At 55.1% G+C, this 14,626-nt stretch carries 16 protein-coding genes, 1 tRNA gene and 1 pseudogene; 11 read left to right on the forward strand and 7 right to left on the reverse strand.

What is annotated here, in order from left to right; genetic code table 11:
• Window positions 1-249: 249 nt before the first annotated feature.
• Window positions 250-1,410 (reverse strand): MalY/PatB family protein, encoded by a 1,161-nt coding sequence (locus N685_RS0108105; protein ID WP_031407427.1) that lies wholly within the window; start codon window positions 1,408-1,410, stop codon window positions 250-252.
• An 87-nt stretch (window positions 1,411-1,497) separates the two neighbouring features.
• On the opposite strand from N685_RS0108105, the gene N685_RS0108110 reads away from it, so the two are divergent.
• The 4 genes from N685_RS0108110 to yugI all read left to right on the forward strand — a co-directional run bounded on the left by N685_RS0108110 (window position 1,498) and on the right by yugI (window position 3,956).
• Window positions 1,498-1,761, forward strand: a complete 264-nt coding sequence (locus N685_RS0108110) for a DUF1871 family protein (RefSeq protein WP_031407429.1) — start codon at window positions 1,498-1,500, stop codon at window positions 1,759-1,761.
• A 54-nt stretch (window positions 1,762-1,815) separates the two neighbouring features.
• On the forward strand, window positions 1,816-2,316 hold the full coding sequence (locus tag N685_RS0108115; protein ID WP_015375711.1) for an Lrp/AsnC family transcriptional regulator: 501 nt from the start codon (window positions 1,816-1,818) through the stop codon (window positions 2,314-2,316).
• Entirely contained in the window at window positions 2,313-3,485 is a 1,173-nt protein-coding gene (locus N685_RS0108120) for an aminotransferase (RefSeq protein WP_031407431.1), read from the forward strand. The genes N685_RS0108115 and N685_RS0108120 overlap by 4 nt, the downstream gene beginning before the upstream one ends.
• Before the next feature lie 105 nt (window positions 3,486-3,590).
• On the forward strand, window positions 3,591-3,956 hold the full coding sequence (gene yugI / locus N685_RS0108125) for a S1 domain-containing post-transcriptional regulator GSP13 (RefSeq protein ID WP_031407433.1): 366 nt from the start codon (window positions 3,591-3,593) through the stop codon (window positions 3,954-3,956).
• Between the two features lie 103 nt (window positions 3,957-4,059).
• Here the strand turns inward: yugI and N685_RS0108130 are convergent, their stop codons facing one another.
• Window positions 4,060-4,293 carry a DUF378 domain-containing protein gene (locus N685_RS0108130; RefSeq protein ID WP_031407435.1) on the reverse strand — a complete coding sequence of 78 codons (234 nt, stop codon included), beginning with the start codon at window positions 4,291-4,293 and terminating at the stop codon, window positions 4,060-4,062.
• Window positions 4,294-4,443: 150 nt separating this feature from the next.
• Here N685_RS0108130 and N685_RS0108135 point away from each other — a divergent pair, with 150 nt between their 5' ends.
• The 3 genes from N685_RS0108135 (at window position 4,444) to N685_RS0108150 (ending at window position 7,882) form a co-directional block, all read left to right on the forward strand.
• A complete protein-coding gene (locus N685_RS0108135; RefSeq protein WP_031407437.1) occupies window positions 4,444-5,607 on the forward strand; it encodes an iron-containing alcohol dehydrogenase in 1,164 nt (387 codons plus the stop codon).
• Between the two features lie 289 nt (window positions 5,608-5,896).
• Window positions 5,897-7,246, forward strand: coding sequence for a glucose-6-phosphate isomerase (locus N685_RS0108140; protein WP_031407439.1), 1,350 nt, complete (start codon window positions 5,897-5,899; stop codon window positions 7,244-7,246).
• 231 nt (window positions 7,247-7,477) lie between these two features.
• Window positions 7,478-7,882: a YugN-like family protein gene (locus N685_RS0108150; RefSeq protein WP_031407442.1), complete on the forward strand. Its 405-nt coding sequence runs from the start codon at window positions 7,478-7,480 to the stop codon at window positions 7,880-7,882.
• Here the strand turns inward: N685_RS0108150 and N685_RS0108155 are convergent.
• Window positions 7,879-8,874, reverse strand: a complete 996-nt coding sequence (locus N685_RS0108155; RefSeq protein ID WP_031407444.1) for a potassium channel family protein — start codon at window positions 8,872-8,874, stop codon at window positions 7,879-7,881. The genes N685_RS0108150 and N685_RS0108155 overlap by 4 nt on opposite strands.
• 112 nt (window positions 8,875-8,986) lie before the next feature.
• Here N685_RS0108155 and N685_RS0108160 point away from each other — a divergent pair, with 112 nt between their 5' ends.
• Window positions 8,987-9,175: an H-type small acid-soluble spore protein gene (locus N685_RS0108160; RefSeq protein WP_031407447.1), complete on the forward strand. Its 189-nt coding sequence runs from the start codon at window positions 8,987-8,989 to the stop codon at window positions 9,173-9,175.
• Window positions 9,176-9,457: 282 nt separating this feature from the next.
• Here the strand turns inward: N685_RS0108160 and N685_RS0108165 are convergent, their stop codons facing one another.
• Window positions 9,458-10,636: an MFS transporter gene (locus tag N685_RS0108165; RefSeq protein WP_031407449.1), complete on the reverse strand. Its 1,179-nt coding sequence runs from the start codon at window positions 10,634-10,636 to the stop codon at window positions 9,458-9,460.
• Between the two features lie 99 nt (window positions 10,637-10,735).
• Between N685_RS0108165 and N685_RS0108170 the strand changes: the two genes are divergently transcribed.
• Window positions 10,736-11,236, forward strand: coding sequence for a GNAT family N-acetyltransferase (locus tag N685_RS0108170; protein WP_031407451.1), 501 nt, complete (start codon window positions 10,736-10,738; stop codon window positions 11,234-11,236).
• Window positions 11,237-11,293: 57 nt separating this feature from the next.
• Window positions 11,294-11,545 carry a hypothetical protein gene (locus tag N685_RS0108175; protein WP_031407452.1) on the forward strand — a complete coding sequence of 84 codons (252 nt, stop codon included), beginning with the start codon at window positions 11,294-11,296 and terminating at the stop codon, window positions 11,543-11,545.
• Between the two features lie 611 nt (window positions 11,546-12,156).
• Here N685_RS0108175 and N685_RS0108180 read toward each other — a convergent pair.
• Window positions 12,157-13,038 carry a thermonuclease family protein gene (locus N685_RS0108180; protein WP_031407455.1) on the reverse strand — a complete coding sequence of 294 codons (882 nt, stop codon included), beginning with the start codon at window positions 13,036-13,038 and terminating at the stop codon, window positions 12,157-12,159.
• Window positions 13,039-13,226: 188 nt separating this feature from the next.
• Between N685_RS0108180 and N685_RS19540 the strand changes: the two are divergent.
• Window positions 13,227-13,460 (forward strand): annotated as a pseudogene (locus tag N685_RS19540) (DNA replication protein DnaD); the annotation flags it as partial.
• 251 nt (window positions 13,461-13,711) lie between these two features.
• Here N685_RS19540 and N685_RS0108190 read toward each other — a convergent pair.
• Window positions 13,712-13,784 (reverse strand) — tRNA-Ala (locus tag N685_RS0108190).
• 71 nt (window positions 13,785-13,855) lie between these two features.
• A complete protein-coding gene (locus N685_RS0108195; protein WP_031407458.1) occupies window positions 13,856-14,533 on the reverse strand; it encodes an MgtC/SapB family protein in 678 nt (225 codons plus the stop codon).
• Window positions 14,534-14,626: the final 93 nt, after the last annotated feature.

Consider the following 14,626-nt stretch of genomic DNA (forward strand, 5'->3'; position numbering starts at 1 on the left):
GGCTCGCGTGCGGGCCCCTGTTTCGCATTGTTGGGGCAGCGCTTCACGTGACGAAGGGGGAAAGCGGCGGATGCACGGCTTCTGCTTCACATGGTCGGCGAAACAGAAAACGGCACGGAATGATCGTTGGGCTTCCTGCGTTCATCCGGATGGCGAAACGGAGCAACGGGCCTGGCGCTGCTTCTTTTCTCTTTCACCATCCGCTTGGCCGCGCTTTTTGGTGCAAGGGCTCAAGGGCTCTCTTCGATGTTAGCGCAGCGACGTCGCCAGCCGCCGCAGTCCTTCCTCGAGCGTCGGGCGCGGGCAGGCGATATTCAAGCGGATGAAGCCGGCTCCTTCCTGGCCGAATTTGCTGCCGAACTCGACGGCGAGTTTTCCTTTTTCCAAAAGACGCTTCTTCAGCTCCGCCTCGGGAAGGCCAAGGCCGCGGCAGTCGATCCAGACAAGATACGTCGCCTGTGGCCGGACCGGGCGAAGCAGCGGCAAGTGTTCCGCCAAATAGGCAACTGTCGTGTCAATGTTTTGCCGCAAGTAATCGAGCAAGGCATCCAACCACGGCCCGCCGTGGCGGTAGGCCGCTTCCGCCCCAGCGATGGCGAACGTGTTCAGTGTAAAAAAGCCGTGCCGCTGCTGGACGCGGCGGAACGCCCGGCGCCGCGATTCGTTGGGAATGATGACTTCCGCCGCCTGCAAGCCGGCGAGGTTGAACGTTTTCGTCGGTGCGCGGAACGTGGCGCTTTGCGCGGCCAGCTCCGGGCAGAGCGAGGCAAACGGCGTGTGTGAGGCTGGCGGGAATGTCAAATCGGCGTGGATTTCGTCAGACAGGATGAAGACGCCGTGCTTGAGGCACAATTCCCCGAGCCGTTCGAGTTCTTCTTTTGTCCATGATTTGCCCCCTGGGTTGTGCGGATGGCAAAGGATGAGAAGCTTCGCGCTGGACAGCTTCTCTTCCAAGTCGTCCCAGTCGATCACGTAGTAGTCTTCCTCAAGGCGCAGCGGACTGAACAGAAGCATGCGGTCATGGCGGCGGACGAGATCAAACAGCGGCCGGTAGACCGGGGAAAAGACGACGATGCCGTCTCCCCGTTCGGAAAACGCTTCGATGGCGGCGGCGACCGCCGGCACGACGCCGTGGGCAAAGACGAGCCAAGACGGGTCGATCGTCCACTGGTGGCGGTTTTCCAGCCAATGGCAGACTGCCTCCTTCAACGAATCGGGAATGACGGTGTAGCCGAACACGCCGTGCTCCACCCGTTGCCGCAGCGCTTCTTGCACTTCTTTCAGCGCGGGAAAATCCATATCGGCGACCCACATCGGCCAGACGTCGCCGCGGCCGAACACGCGATGAACGTCGTCCCATTTCACCGACAGTGTGCCCCGGCGGTCGATGACGCGGTCAAATGGAAACATTGTTGCATCTTCTCCCTTCTTTTTTTCGAATCAATGGCTTATAATGGGGTATATCATACATCAAGAAAGAAGGTAGGTGCCAGCTTCATGGACGGACAACAGCTGAACCGGCTTCTTCTTGAATGGATCGGCGCCTGGGATCCGTTTGGCCTTGGCAAAGACGCCTACGATGTCGAAGCGGTCGATGTGCTCCAAGCGGTGTATGAGACGGAAGACGCCCGCACGTTGGCCGCACGCATTCAGTCGATATATGAATTCGCCTTTGACGAGCTGATTCCTTTTTCCGACTGTTTCAAACTCGCCCGCCGGTTGCTTGAAGTAAAGCAAGCGGCGTCCTGTCCGCTTCCGTGATGACGGCAGGCGGCCGGCTTGGCGAAACCGACCGATTGAATGGAGGGATGGTGCGTGAAATTGAGCGAAAAAGAGCTGGAAATTATCGAAATATTGGAAAAAGACGCGCGAACGCCGATCGATGTGCTGGCGAAGATGATCGATTTGCCGGTCGAGGAAACGGAAGCATTGGTTCGAAAGCTGGAAGAGGCGAAAGTGATCGTGCAATATACGGCGCTCATTGACTGGCGGAAGGCGGACGGACGCGAAGGGGTGACGGCGATGATCGACGTCAAGGTGACCCCGAAGCGCGGCGTCGGCTTTGATGAGGTGGCGGAGCGCATTTACCGATTCCCGGAAGTGAAATCGGTGTACTTAATGTCCGGTGCCTACGACTTATCGGTCGTGATCGAAGGACGTTCGATGGCGGAAATCGCCCAGTTTGTATCGGAAAAACTGTCCACGCTCGATTCCGTCATTTCGACGACGACCCATTTCATCTTGAAAAAATACAAACACGACGGCATCGTCTTTGACCAAGGAGATCAAGATCGCCGCATCGTGGTGTCGCCATGAAACCGCAAACGAGAAAAACGTACGTGTCAGAAACGGTTGCAGGCTTGAAGCCATCCGGCATCCGCCGCTTTTTCGATCTTGCCTCCAGCATGGACGGCGTCATTTCGCTTGGCGTCGGCGAGCCGGATTTTGTCACGTCCTGGAGCATTCGCGAAGCGAGCATTTTGTCGCTCGAGCAAGGCTATACGTCCTACACCCCAAACGCCGGGCTTTTGGAGCTCCGCCAGGAAATCGCCGCCTATTTGCGCCGCAAGTTTCATGTCGACTACTGTCCGGAGACAGAAATTTTAGTGACGGTTGGGGCGAGCCAGGCCATCGACTTGGCGCTCAGAGCGGTCCTCAACCCGGGCGATGAAGTGATCATCGTCGAACCAAGTTTTGTCGCCTACGAGCCGCTTGTTGTGCTCGCCGGCGGAAAGCCGGTGGCGGTGCAGACATCGGGCGCCGATCAGTTTCAGCTTCATCCAATGCAGTTGGAGCAGGCGGTCACCGAACGGACGAAGGCGGTCATCATCTGCTCGCCGAACAACCCGACCGGAACGGTGCTCAGCCGCAAGGAGCTTGAAGCGCTCGCCCGTGTGGCTGAGGCGCACGACTTGCTCGTCATTGCCGATGAAATTTACGCCGAGCTGACGTATGAAGGGGAGTATACGAGCATGGCCGCCGTTTCGGGCATGCGCGGACGGACGATTTTGATTTCCGGCTTTTCCAAAGGGTTTGCGATGACCGGGTGGCGGCTCGGGTTTGCCGCGGCGCCGGAAGACATTTTGCAGGCCATGCTGAAAATCCATCAATATGCCATGATGTGCGCGCCGACGATGGCGCAATATGGGGCGCTTGAGGCGCTTCGCAGCGGGGAGCGCGATGTCGCCGAGATGCGCAGCAGCTACCGGCGTCGGCGCAACTATTTCGTCGCGTCGCTCAATGAAATCGGGCTGCCGTGCCATTTGCCGGGCGGCGCGTTTTACGCTTTTCCATCCATCAAGCCGACCGGTTTGACGTCGGAGCAGTTTGCCGAGCGGCTGCTCATCGAAGAAAAAGTAGCGGTCGTCCCCGGCAGTGTCTTCGGTCCAAGCGGGGAAGGCTATATCCGCTGTTCATACGCTTCGTCGCTCGAACAGCTGCAAGAAGCCATTAAGCGAATGAAACGGTTTTTGGCGCGCCTGTAACTGGAGATGTTCCGCCGTTGGCGGGACGTCTTTTTTTGGGTTTTGCTGTCGGTCTATGTTATAATACAAAAACATAGACGAAATTCATCAATAGGAGTGTTTCGCTTGTCTACGATCAAACGAGGAGCGATCGTGAAAGGGAAGGTGACAGGCATCCAGCCGTATGGCGCGTTCGTCCAGCTTGAGGACGGCATGCAAGGGCTGATCCATATTTCTGAAATTTCCCATCAATTTGTGAAAGACGTGCGCGACTACGTCCATGTCGGCGATGAGGTGACGGTCAAGGTGTTGGATGTCGACCGAAAGGCAAGGCGGGCGAGCCTGTCTCTAAAGGCGCTTGAACCCGCCGGGGAAAAGGAAACGCGTCATATGCGCATGAAAATGCCGCTTGGAGCGGGGTTTCGCCCATTGAAGGAAAAGCTGCGCGAGTGGATTGAGCAGTCCAAGAAAGAAGATGGACCGAAACCATAAGAACCCTGCCGCCAAGCGGCGAGAGTCCATGACGCTTTTGGGCCGGGAGAGGCGCAAAAAGAAGACACCCACCGCCAAGCGGTGCGTGTCCCTTTGTGTTTCATTATGTGCGCGATGTCTTTGGCTCGGTGCGCCCAAGTTCTTCGGCCGGTTTAAATAAAAGCGCTAGGTTGATCAAGCCGGCGATGCCGACCAAGCTGTAAATAATGCGGGACCAAATGGAATCCTGCCCGCCGAAAATGGCAGCGACTAGATCAAATTGAAAGAATCCAATCAGTCCCCAGTTAATCGCGCCAATAATCGTCAACAACAGTGCAATGCGTTGCAATGCTCCCATCTTGTTTGCCTCCTTTGGAAAATTTCTTTTATTCACTTATTAGGATGAATCGCAGTTGTGAAAAATATGCATCGTTTGCCGTTCAAGCAGGTGGCTTTACAACTGGTGGCAGACGCCGCCATAATAGATTCAGAAAAGGAGGGCGTCCATATGCAAGAGTTTATCTTTCGCAATCCGACGAAACTCATTTTCGGAAAAGGGCAACTCGAACGGCTCAAAGAAGAGGTGCCGCGCTATGGCCGGAAAGTGCTGCTTGTCTATGGCGGCGGCAGCATCAAACGAAACGGACTGTATGAGGAAGTCATGAAGATGTTGGGGGAGATTGGCGCTGACGTCGTCGAACTGCCGGGGGTGGAGCCAAACCCGCGCGTCTCGACCGTAAGAAAAGGGGTGGACATTTGCCGCCGAGAAGGGATTGAGTTTTTGCTCGCCGTTGGCGGCGGCAGCGTCATCGATTGCACAAAAGCGATTGCCGCCGGCGCGAAATTTGATGGCGATCCGTGGGACTTTATCACGAAAAAAGCGGCGGTCACCGGCGCCCTGCCGTTTGGCACCGTGCTTACGCTGGCGGCGACCGGGTCGGAGATGAATTCCGGCTCAGTGATCACGAACTGGGAGACGAAAGAAAAATACGGCTGGGGCAGCCCGTTTACGTTCCCCCAATTTTCCATTTTGGATCCGACATATACGATGACCGTTCCGAAAGACCATACGGTTTACGGCATTGTCGATATGATGTCCCATGTGTTTGAGCAATATTTCCACCATACGCCGAACACGCCGCTTCAAGACCGGATGTGCGAAGCGGTGTTGAAAACCGTGATCGAAACGGCGCCGAAGCTGATCAACGATTTGGAAAACTACGAGCTGCGCGAAACGATCATGTACTCGGGCACGATCGCCTTAAACGGCTTCTTGCAAATGGGCGTGCGCGGCGACTGGGCGACGCATAACATTGAACACGCGGTTTCGGCGGTGTACGACATTCCGCATGCCGGGGGCTTGGCGATTTTGTTCCCGAATTGGATGAAGCATGTGCTCGATGAAAATGTCAGCCGTTTTGCCCAGCTCGCGGTGCGCGTCTTTGATGTCGATCCGGCCGGCAAAACGGAACGCGATGTGGCGCTTGAAGGCATCGAGCGGCTGCGCGCGTTCTGGTCGAGCCTTGGGGCGCCGTCGCGTTTGGCGGATTACGGCATCGGTGATGAGAATTTGGAGCTCATGGCCGATAAAGCGATGGCGTTTGGCGAATTCGGCCGTTTCAAAACGTTGAACCGCGATGATGTGCTCGCGATTTTGCGCGCCTCCCTGTAACGGGGCGACGCGGTAGTGAGGCTGATGATGGATCAGGGCGCCGGCTTGGCGGTTGCACCCGTCTCGAGCCGGCGCTTTTCGCATAGGCCGAGCCGGCTGCTCGGGCGCGAGAGGAGCGCCCCATCGTGGGATGGATGGAGGTGTAGGAGTTTGCGCGCCTAAAGGGCACCGGCGCGGCGAAAATTGTCAAAACTGAATCCGTTTCCAAGGAGGAGCGCCGCTTGATTTCCCTTGTCCGTTCGGCTAAAGTGAAAGAAGGCAATGAACATTGAAGGGGAGGCGGGAATGGATGACCCATATTCGGTTTGATTATTCCAAAGCGCTTGCCTTTTTTGGCGAACACGAACTGACCTACTTGCGTGATGCCGTGAAAGTCGCGCACCATTCGCTCCATGAAAAAACCGGCGTCGGGAGCGACTTTTTAGGGTGGCTCGACTGGCCGGTCGACTATGACAAAGACGAATTCGCCCGCATCAAACAAGCAGCGAAAAACATTCAATCGGACTCCGATGTCCTGCTTGTCATCGGCATCGGCGGCTCGTACCTTGGCGCGCGCGCCGCGATCGAGATGCTGCACCATTCGTTTTACAACGCCTTGCCGAAAGAGAAGCGGCAAACGCCGCAAATCATTTTTGTCGGCAACAACATCAGCTCGACGTATATGAAAGACGTTATCGATTTTCTCGACGGGAAAGATTTCTCGATCAACGTCATTTCCAAATCGGGGACGACGACCGAACCGGCGATCGCCTTCCGTATTTTCCGCAAGCTGCTTGAGGACAAATACGGCAAAGAGGAAGCGCGCCGCCGCATTTACGCCACGACCGACAGCAAGCGCGGGGCGCTTCGGACGCTGGCCAATGAGGAAGGATATGAAACGTTTGTCATTCCGGATGACATCGGCGGCCGCTATTCCGTGTTGACGGCGGTTGGGCTGCTGCCGATTGCCGCAAGCGGTGCGGACATCGACGCCATGATGGAAGGCGCGGCCAAAGCGCGCGACGATTTCAGCTCCTCGGAGCTTGAGGAAAACGCCGCTTACCAATACGCGGCTATCCGCAACATTTTGTACAACAAAGGGAAAACGATCGAGCTGCTCGTCAACTATGAACCGGCGTTGCACTATTTCGCCGAATGGTGGAAGCAGCTGTTTGGCGAAAGCGAAGGGAAAGACCAAAAAGGCATTTATCCGGCTTCCGCCGATTTCTCGACCGATTTGCATTCGCTCGGCCAATACATTCAAGAAGGTCGGCGCGATTTGTTTGAAACGGTGTTGAAACTCGAGGAGCCGCGCCATGAGCTGATCATTGAGGCCGAAGAAAACGACCTCGACGGGCTGAACTATTTGGCGGGAAAAACGGTTGATTTCGTGAACACGAAAGCGTTCGAAGGGACACTGCTCGCCCATACGGACGGCGGTGTGCCGAACTTGGTCATCACCTTGCCGAAGCTCGATGAATACACGTTTGGCTACCTCGTCTACTTCTTTGAAAAAGCGTGCGCCATGAGCGGCTACTTGCTCGGGGTGAATCCATTTGACCAACCGGGAGTGGAAGCATACAAAAAGAACATGTTCGCCCTTTTGGGCAAGCCAGGCTATGAGCAGCTGAAGGAAGAACTGGAGAAACGGCTGAAATGACAACGTGTTTCACCGCTGTTCGTCATGCCGGGCCGCGCCCAAAACGGCGGACGGAACGACGGAAAAAGCGCCTCTTCCCTTTTGCGGGGGAAGGGGCGCTTTGTTATGCAGGAAGCGCGGTCAATCGTTCGGCCGCACAACGCCCGGACGTTTTTCACCAAGCGTTTGAAGCTGCCGTGGGCAAATAATCCTTGCCAAACGGGAAACGATAAAAGAGAGGAGGGATTGTGCATGATTGAAATTCCATCGCGTTTGGAAGGGAAACAATTTCAGCTGTACCATTTGGAAGAGCAATTAAAACCAATGGGATATGCGATCGGAGGCGGGTGGGACTACGATCACGGCTATTTCGACTACAAAATCGCCGATGATGTAGGATACCAGTTTTTGCGTGTGCCGTTTCGGGCGGTCGACGGGCAGCTTGATTCGCACGGCACGACGGTGGAGATTGGACGGCCGTTTTTGCTCGCGCATAAATACCAACGGGGCATCGATGATTTCGCCGATGTCGGCAACATCAGCGCCTCGTTCAACCAGTTTGCCGAACCGCAAGACCCGGATGCGACCGTTCCCGAACGGTATATTTCCGTCGGGAAGGCGCTTGTTCAAGAGTTGGAGCGCCGCCTGCTCGATTAAGGGACAAGCACAAACAGGCGGTCGCTTGGTTGAATAGGACGGTCCGGTGCAACGGAAATCGCTCCGTGATCCCCTTGGATGACGCCAAGCAGCGTCACGTTTTGCTTAAGCAGCTGCTGTTGAACGGCGACGAATGGCTGGCCGATTTGCTGTTCGTCTGGCTCGAGAAGGCGCAGCGTCTGTCCGCCCAGGCGGTGAAGCGCCGTCTCCCACACGCTGGCGGCGCCCGGTGAACGAAGGCTGGCGGCCATGGCAAAACTCGCCAGCAAATTCGTCTGAATCACCTCATCCGCCCCAGCGCGCAAGGCGTTTTGCACGTTTCGGCTGGTCAGGATTTCCACGATGGCGTGCACCGACGGGTTGAGGCTTTTGGCGGCCAGCAGCGTCACAATCGTATCTTTATCCGCTTCCGCTTCTGCTTTGTGCGGATCGGCGGTGATGAGCAAAAACCGCGCTTCTTGAATATTGGCCTTCTCCAACACTGCATCGTCGCTTGCCCATCCTTTAACAAAATGAACCGGAACGTTCGGAAGCGGGTGGGATGGAACGGTGGCGTCGATGAGAACGAAGCGCATGGAGGCGTCGTGCCGCGCAAGGCGGAGCAGCACCTCGCGCGCCCGCTCGTTCCAGCCGACGATTACGGCATGGCCGCGCTCTGTATACGGGAGTTGGCCGCTTGTAAAGGCGGCTTCCCGGGCGGCGGCCGCGGCCGAGACGGAAGCGAAATAAGCGGTGAGAATGCCGGTGCCAAGAGCGATGAGTACCATGGCAGCGAGTTTTCCAGCGATCGTTTTCGGGACGATGTCGCCATAGCCGATCGTCGCCGCCGTCACGATCGCCCACCACACGCCGTCGAACATCGTGCGGAACGTCTCTGGTTCAATGAAGCGCATGAGCGCGCCAAACAGCATGATCAATGCGCTTGCCGAGACAAACAGACGAAACACGGGCGGCCAGCGCCAATACGATAACAGCACGTTCCTTGGTTTCATCGTCCACCCCTCTTTTGCTTTTGTCTTTTTTTAGTGTTCGCCGTTTTTGCATAAACATTCCTGTTTTTTCCCATACTAGGAAACAGAACATCACAGAAAGGGGACAGTGGCCATGGATATGAACCGTGTCAAACAAATTGTTTCTTCCCCTGCCGATATTCCGGTATATTACAACGGCGTGTCGGTCTGGATTGACGGGTATGATGAGGAAAAGCAGACGGCGACCGTCCATTTGCGCGACGGCCGGCTCCGTGAGCGCCGGGACGTGCCGGTTTCGGAATTGACGGAAGAGCGGGAGTGAAAAAAGGACACTTGGCCGATAGTGCAGGGTCTTCTGGCGTTTCCGGCGCGTGATTGGGGCGAGCAGAGGCGTTTTCCAGCATGAGGCGTCCATGTGGTCCGCAAGAAAACAGTTGTCGTTCGCCGTCTGTTTCGTGAACAAAACGGCTTTTCAAACGACAATGGAGAAAGTCGATGCAGGATGCCACGTTGTCGTTAGACATCGGATGAAACGGTGACGGAACGAAAGACGGAGGAATCCGCCGCTTGCCGAACGAAGTGTCGGGCAAGCGGCTTCTTTTTGTCAGACGGCCGATTGGTTGTGCGCCTGGGCGGCGTGCACTATCAACAGCAAGGCGCAGGCGAAAAAGAAGACGCCATCGATTCCATAGACGAGCGGATATCCCCCAGCAGCAAACAGCGCGCTGCCGACCATCGGTCCGAATGCCATTCCCATATAGCGGAAAAAGTTGTACACCCCGATGGCAGTCGAGCGGTTTGCCTGAAAGACGTTCGTCAGTACGGTCGTCTGCACTGGGAGCGAAAGGCCTAAAAACAGTCCGAACAAGGCGATGGCCGCAACAAGCAGCGAAAGCGAGCGTTGGTCCACGACTAAGAAAAAGAAAATGGACAGCACGGTCAAGTGCGATGTCGCCAATAGAATGCGCCGCTCTGGGAAGCGCCCTTGAAGGCGCCCGCCGAGGAAGCTGCCGATGACGATCATGGACGACATCGCCAAATACACCGTCCCTTTTCCTTGCGCCGACAGGCCGTACCGATCCGTCAAGATGCCGGGCAAAAAGACGAGAAAATTATACAACGAGTAATATTGGATAAAGCCAAGCAGAACGATCGACCGCCCAGCGCGGTGGCGGAGCACCGCCGCAAAATCTGCGAGGCGGAACGGGGCGGAGGCCGCTGCTTCCTTCGGTTTCGTTTCTTTCAAAAACAGAAAGTTGCCGATGCCGACCAAGCCGCCCACGACAACGAGCGCCAAAAAGACGGCGTGGAATGGAACATGTTCCGCCAAAAACCCGCCGACTATCGGTCCGACAACGGGACCAAGCGAAACCATCATTTGAAACGTCCCCATTGCTCGCCCACGTTCTTTGCCGGTGAACAAGTCGCCGATGACCGTAGCGGCGACCACCGATCCGGCCGCGATGCCGACGGCTTGCAAAGCGCGGAAAAACAGAAGTGCGTAAATGGATGCCGAGAAAAAGCAGCCGAGCGAGGCGGCGGTGTAGATGCCAATGCCGCAAAGCAGCACCGTGCGCCGCCCTTGCCGGTCAGTGAGCGGCCCGTAGACCATTTGCATCATCGCCAGGAAAAAGGTGAAAATCGAAATCGTGAGGTTGATGAGAAACGAAGAAGTCGCAAACGCCTCTCGCACTTCTGGTAAAATAGGAGTGTAAATCGTTTGCGTAAACGGGCCGAGAAACGCGGCGAGCGACACAAGATACACCACAAACTGGCGTTTCATCTCTTTCCCCTTTCTTTGCCAGTACATATGTTATGATTATACTCCTGCTTCTTTCGTTTTTGGAAATGAAATGCTTATCGAGAAAAGGTGGGGATGAGGATGGAATCATTGTTGGTCCGCGATGCGACGATGGAAGACTTGCCGCACATCGTCCGCATCTATAATGAAACGATCCCAAGCCGGATGGTGACGGCGGACTTGGAGCCGGTGTCGGTCGAAAGCCGGCGGGTGTGGTTTGAGGCCCATGACCCATATACCCGGCCGCTTTGGGTCGTCGAAGATGAGGGCCGCGTTTGCGCCTGGCTCAGCTTTCAGTCGTTTTACGGCCGCCCGGCGTACCGCCATACGGCCGAAGTGAGCATTTATATTGCGGAAACGCATCGCGGCCGGGGGCTTGGAACGAAGCTGCTCGAGCGGGCGGTCGATCAAGCGCCGTCGCTTGGGATCAAGACGCTGCTTGGCTTTATTTTTGCTCATAATGAACCGAGCTTGCGGCTTTTTGCCCGCTTCGGATTTGAACGGTGGGGATATTTTCCGCGCGTGGCGGAATTGGACGGTGTAGAACGGGACTTGGTCATTGTCGGCAAACGGCTTGTATAGAATGGCGCCAGATGGGGCACGGATAATCATGACAATGCCAAGGAAAGAGGGAACGAGATGAACGTCATGCCGATTCGGCTGTTTACGATTCAAGATGGGGAAGGATTTGTCGCTGATGCGTTTCAATGCCCGGTGACCGGCAATTTGATTTACAAGTCATCGGGTACGCCGTCTGTCGTCGCGTACACCGATTTGACCGACGAACAAATCATGCACCTTGAGAAATACGGATTTCGCCGGCTCGGCGAGTCGCCGGCGCGGATGGAAAGCGGCCCGGACGGCATTGAAGAGCTATTGCCGAGGCAATGAGGGAGAAAGAAAACGAGGTGAAAACGTCGAAGAAAAGGCCTGCCCGATGGGGACAGGCTCTTTCTTTTCGCCAGAAGGCCGGTGAAACCCAACGGATTCCCTCGATCCGTTCGTGAGAAAGCTAAAGGGATGAACATGCGGCGCTGTAAGGTTTATGCATTTGAAAAACACTGCTGCGAAGCCCGATATTCGTTCCCTCGCCGGCGTTCTAGAAGGCTGGTGAAAAACCGCTGATTTCTTTCATCAATGGGAGAATGAGCGAAAAGCAGGACCGATGTAACAAGGTTTTTCTAATTGAGAAATAAAATTGTAAAGCCGTATCCATGATTAAATCACCAGCCTCCTAGAAGGCTGGTGATTTAAGGGGGCAGGCCGCTTACCGACCTCGTTTCTCAAATAGAAAAAGCTCTGTCGCATCGGTATCGCCTTTCACACGCTCCCCCATTGCTCAAGAGAAGCAACCGTTTTTCACCAGCTTTCTAGAAGAGCGTTGAAAAACAGTCATTTATGCCAAATCCGTCGTTTTCAACCAGTGAAAAAACAGATTTTATATTGAAAAGCGCTTGTCAAGTCGAAATGTTCATTCCCTCACCGCCTTCTAGGCGCGTTGATCATGTCAACCGGCGGATGAGCCAATAGAGCGCGGCGGCCGCCGCTAGGCCAAGCAGTGTATAAAGAACCGGGCGGCCGGATCGTTCGTGCGGCGTTTTGTTCTCCAAAGCCGGCGGGTGATGGGTCTTGGGCGTCTTTTCTCCGGTCTGCGGCCGCGTTTCTGTCCCTGCCCGTTCCCTCTCTCCAGCGGAGTGCTTGCCGTACATGCCCGCTCCGGTTCGTTTCGCCTCCTCGTATGCCTTGCGGACACGTGCTTCGTATTTGTATGTGCCGTAATCGTAAAAATCCTCTACCAGCCCGGCTTTGGCAAGATCTTCTTGCAGCAGGCGCTTGCCGACCCACACCCAGGCGAGCAGCCGCTGGTATTTGTCAAACAGCGCGTCTCCATCGGTCTCAAGCAAAATGTTCCCTTGATGTAAGCGGGAACATGTAAACCGGCTTGCTTCTTTCCCATACGGTTCGACTTGGATCGTGCTCTCCGGCGTATCAATGAACAAAAACCTCGTCGTGTATACATGGCCGTTGACGCGGAATTTCGCCGTATCGCCGTCGATGCACTCGACCAATTCAGCCGGGTAGGTGCGGCCAAGGCGCAACGCAGAACGATCTTCTTTCTTCCCCAGCATATGGCCGTCCAGGTCGATTCGCTCTGGGGTGAGATGCCGCTTGCATCGTTCATTGCCGTTGTATGTTTGAATAAGCTGGACAAGCTCTTGTTTCGTTTTCGCCTGCTTTGCCAGCGCAGTCGGCTCATGAAGCAAATACACGCAGTCGCTGCCGCGGAAGTGCCCGCCCAACTCATCAAGCTTGCCAGGGTGGGCAAAAGCGGAAATCGGGAACATCAACAGAAAACAAAACAAGCATATGCCCATTCGTTTCAAAAACGATCCCTCCACTCGAAAAACATTTCTTCCTCTTGAACACGAACCGGATGTCCGCAATGGATGGGTTTCAGCACACGATCGCGCATGTTATGCCGGTTTTTGCCGTTTTCAGCAAAAAAAATAATATGACTGTTATCGCGCTGTTAGGCGATTTGCATTCGTTCACGATAAAGTTCATCAAAAAAGACGAAGTGCACACGGCGCGGTTGGCATTTCGAAAACAGCGGCTGAAGCGGCGATCAGCTCCATCTTCAGCCGACGGCGGCAGAACGATGTGGAAACTGATCCGCACTGTGATCGTGCCCGATTGGCTGACGATGGACTACAGCCAACCGGTAGACGACGACTTTGACATCAAGCAGGCGCGCCGTGAGTTGGAGGAACGTCTGAAAAAATACAAAACCAACCCGGACGGATGAAGCCGATGGGCGGAAGAGCCCGAGCGGCCCCATCTCATGACGGGAAGTGAATCGAGCGATCCCCGTGTGCCCCACGGTTTGCGGTTCAGTCAGGCTTTTCACTGGTGCCAGCGCCCCTTCACGTTTAGACGCGGGAGACATCTTTTAGGAATTTGTTCAATCCCCGGCATTCGAGGGAGATTCGGAGGGATAGCGCATCGCCATCTCCCAAAACGAAAATAAAAACCCTTGCTGCGCAAGGGTTGTGTGAATGGAGCATACCGGGCTCGAACCGGTGACCTTCGCGCTGCCAGCACGACGCTCTCCCAACTGAGCTAATGCCCCAAAAAGGATATGGATGATCTGTCCATGTCCCATTATATATATCGATGCGGACAATTGCAATCCTTTTTTCATCATCCGCTTTCAATATCAACATGCACGACATCGTCAATGGAGCGGATGGCGTAGTAAAGTTCGGCGGTCGAGCGCTTTTGGTCAATGACGGCTCTTAATTTCAATAAATGTTCATTTTCTTCCACATCTTTGATGCGCATCGTTTTAATGTTGATGTCCTGTTGTTTTAAATGGTCGATGACCTTTGTAATATTTTTGGCGTCCGCTACGGTGATTTGCAACAGCACCTCTTTTTCGCGCAGTTGCTTCGGCCCAAAAAAATTGATCAAAAACGGAATGAGTTCCACACTGACAATGAGCAGGGCAACGCCGAACGCCGATTCCCAATAGAAACCTGCGCCGACCGCTACTCCAATCCCTGCCGCCCCCCAAATGATTGCGGCGGTCGTCAGCCCAGTGATGCTGTCGTTACCGCGGCGCAAAATGACGCCTGCTCCTAAAAAACCGACCCCGGACACAATTTGCGCCGCCAGTCGAAGTGGATCCATTGTAATATGGTCTTTAAGCGGGAAGACGTACGCCGATTCGATCGAAACGATCGTCAATAAGCAGCTGGAAATCGAAATGACAAGGCATGTCTTCAAACCGACCGGTTTTCGCTTCAATTCCCGTTCCAGCCCAATGATCAGCCCGAGAATGGCGGAAATCCCTAGTTTGAGGAACGGATCAAACATCATCGTTTCTCACCTCGTTCATGGTATAATGAAAGAAAACGCCCGATGACGCCTGTTTTCGCCCGGCGTGAAAACGGCGGCCAGGGACTGCGCTTG

It is taken from the genome of Geobacillus vulcani PSS1 (assembly GCF_000733845.1).
GTDB classification, from domain to species: domain Bacteria; phylum Bacillota; class Bacilli; order Bacillales; family Anoxybacillaceae; genus Geobacillus; species Geobacillus vulcani.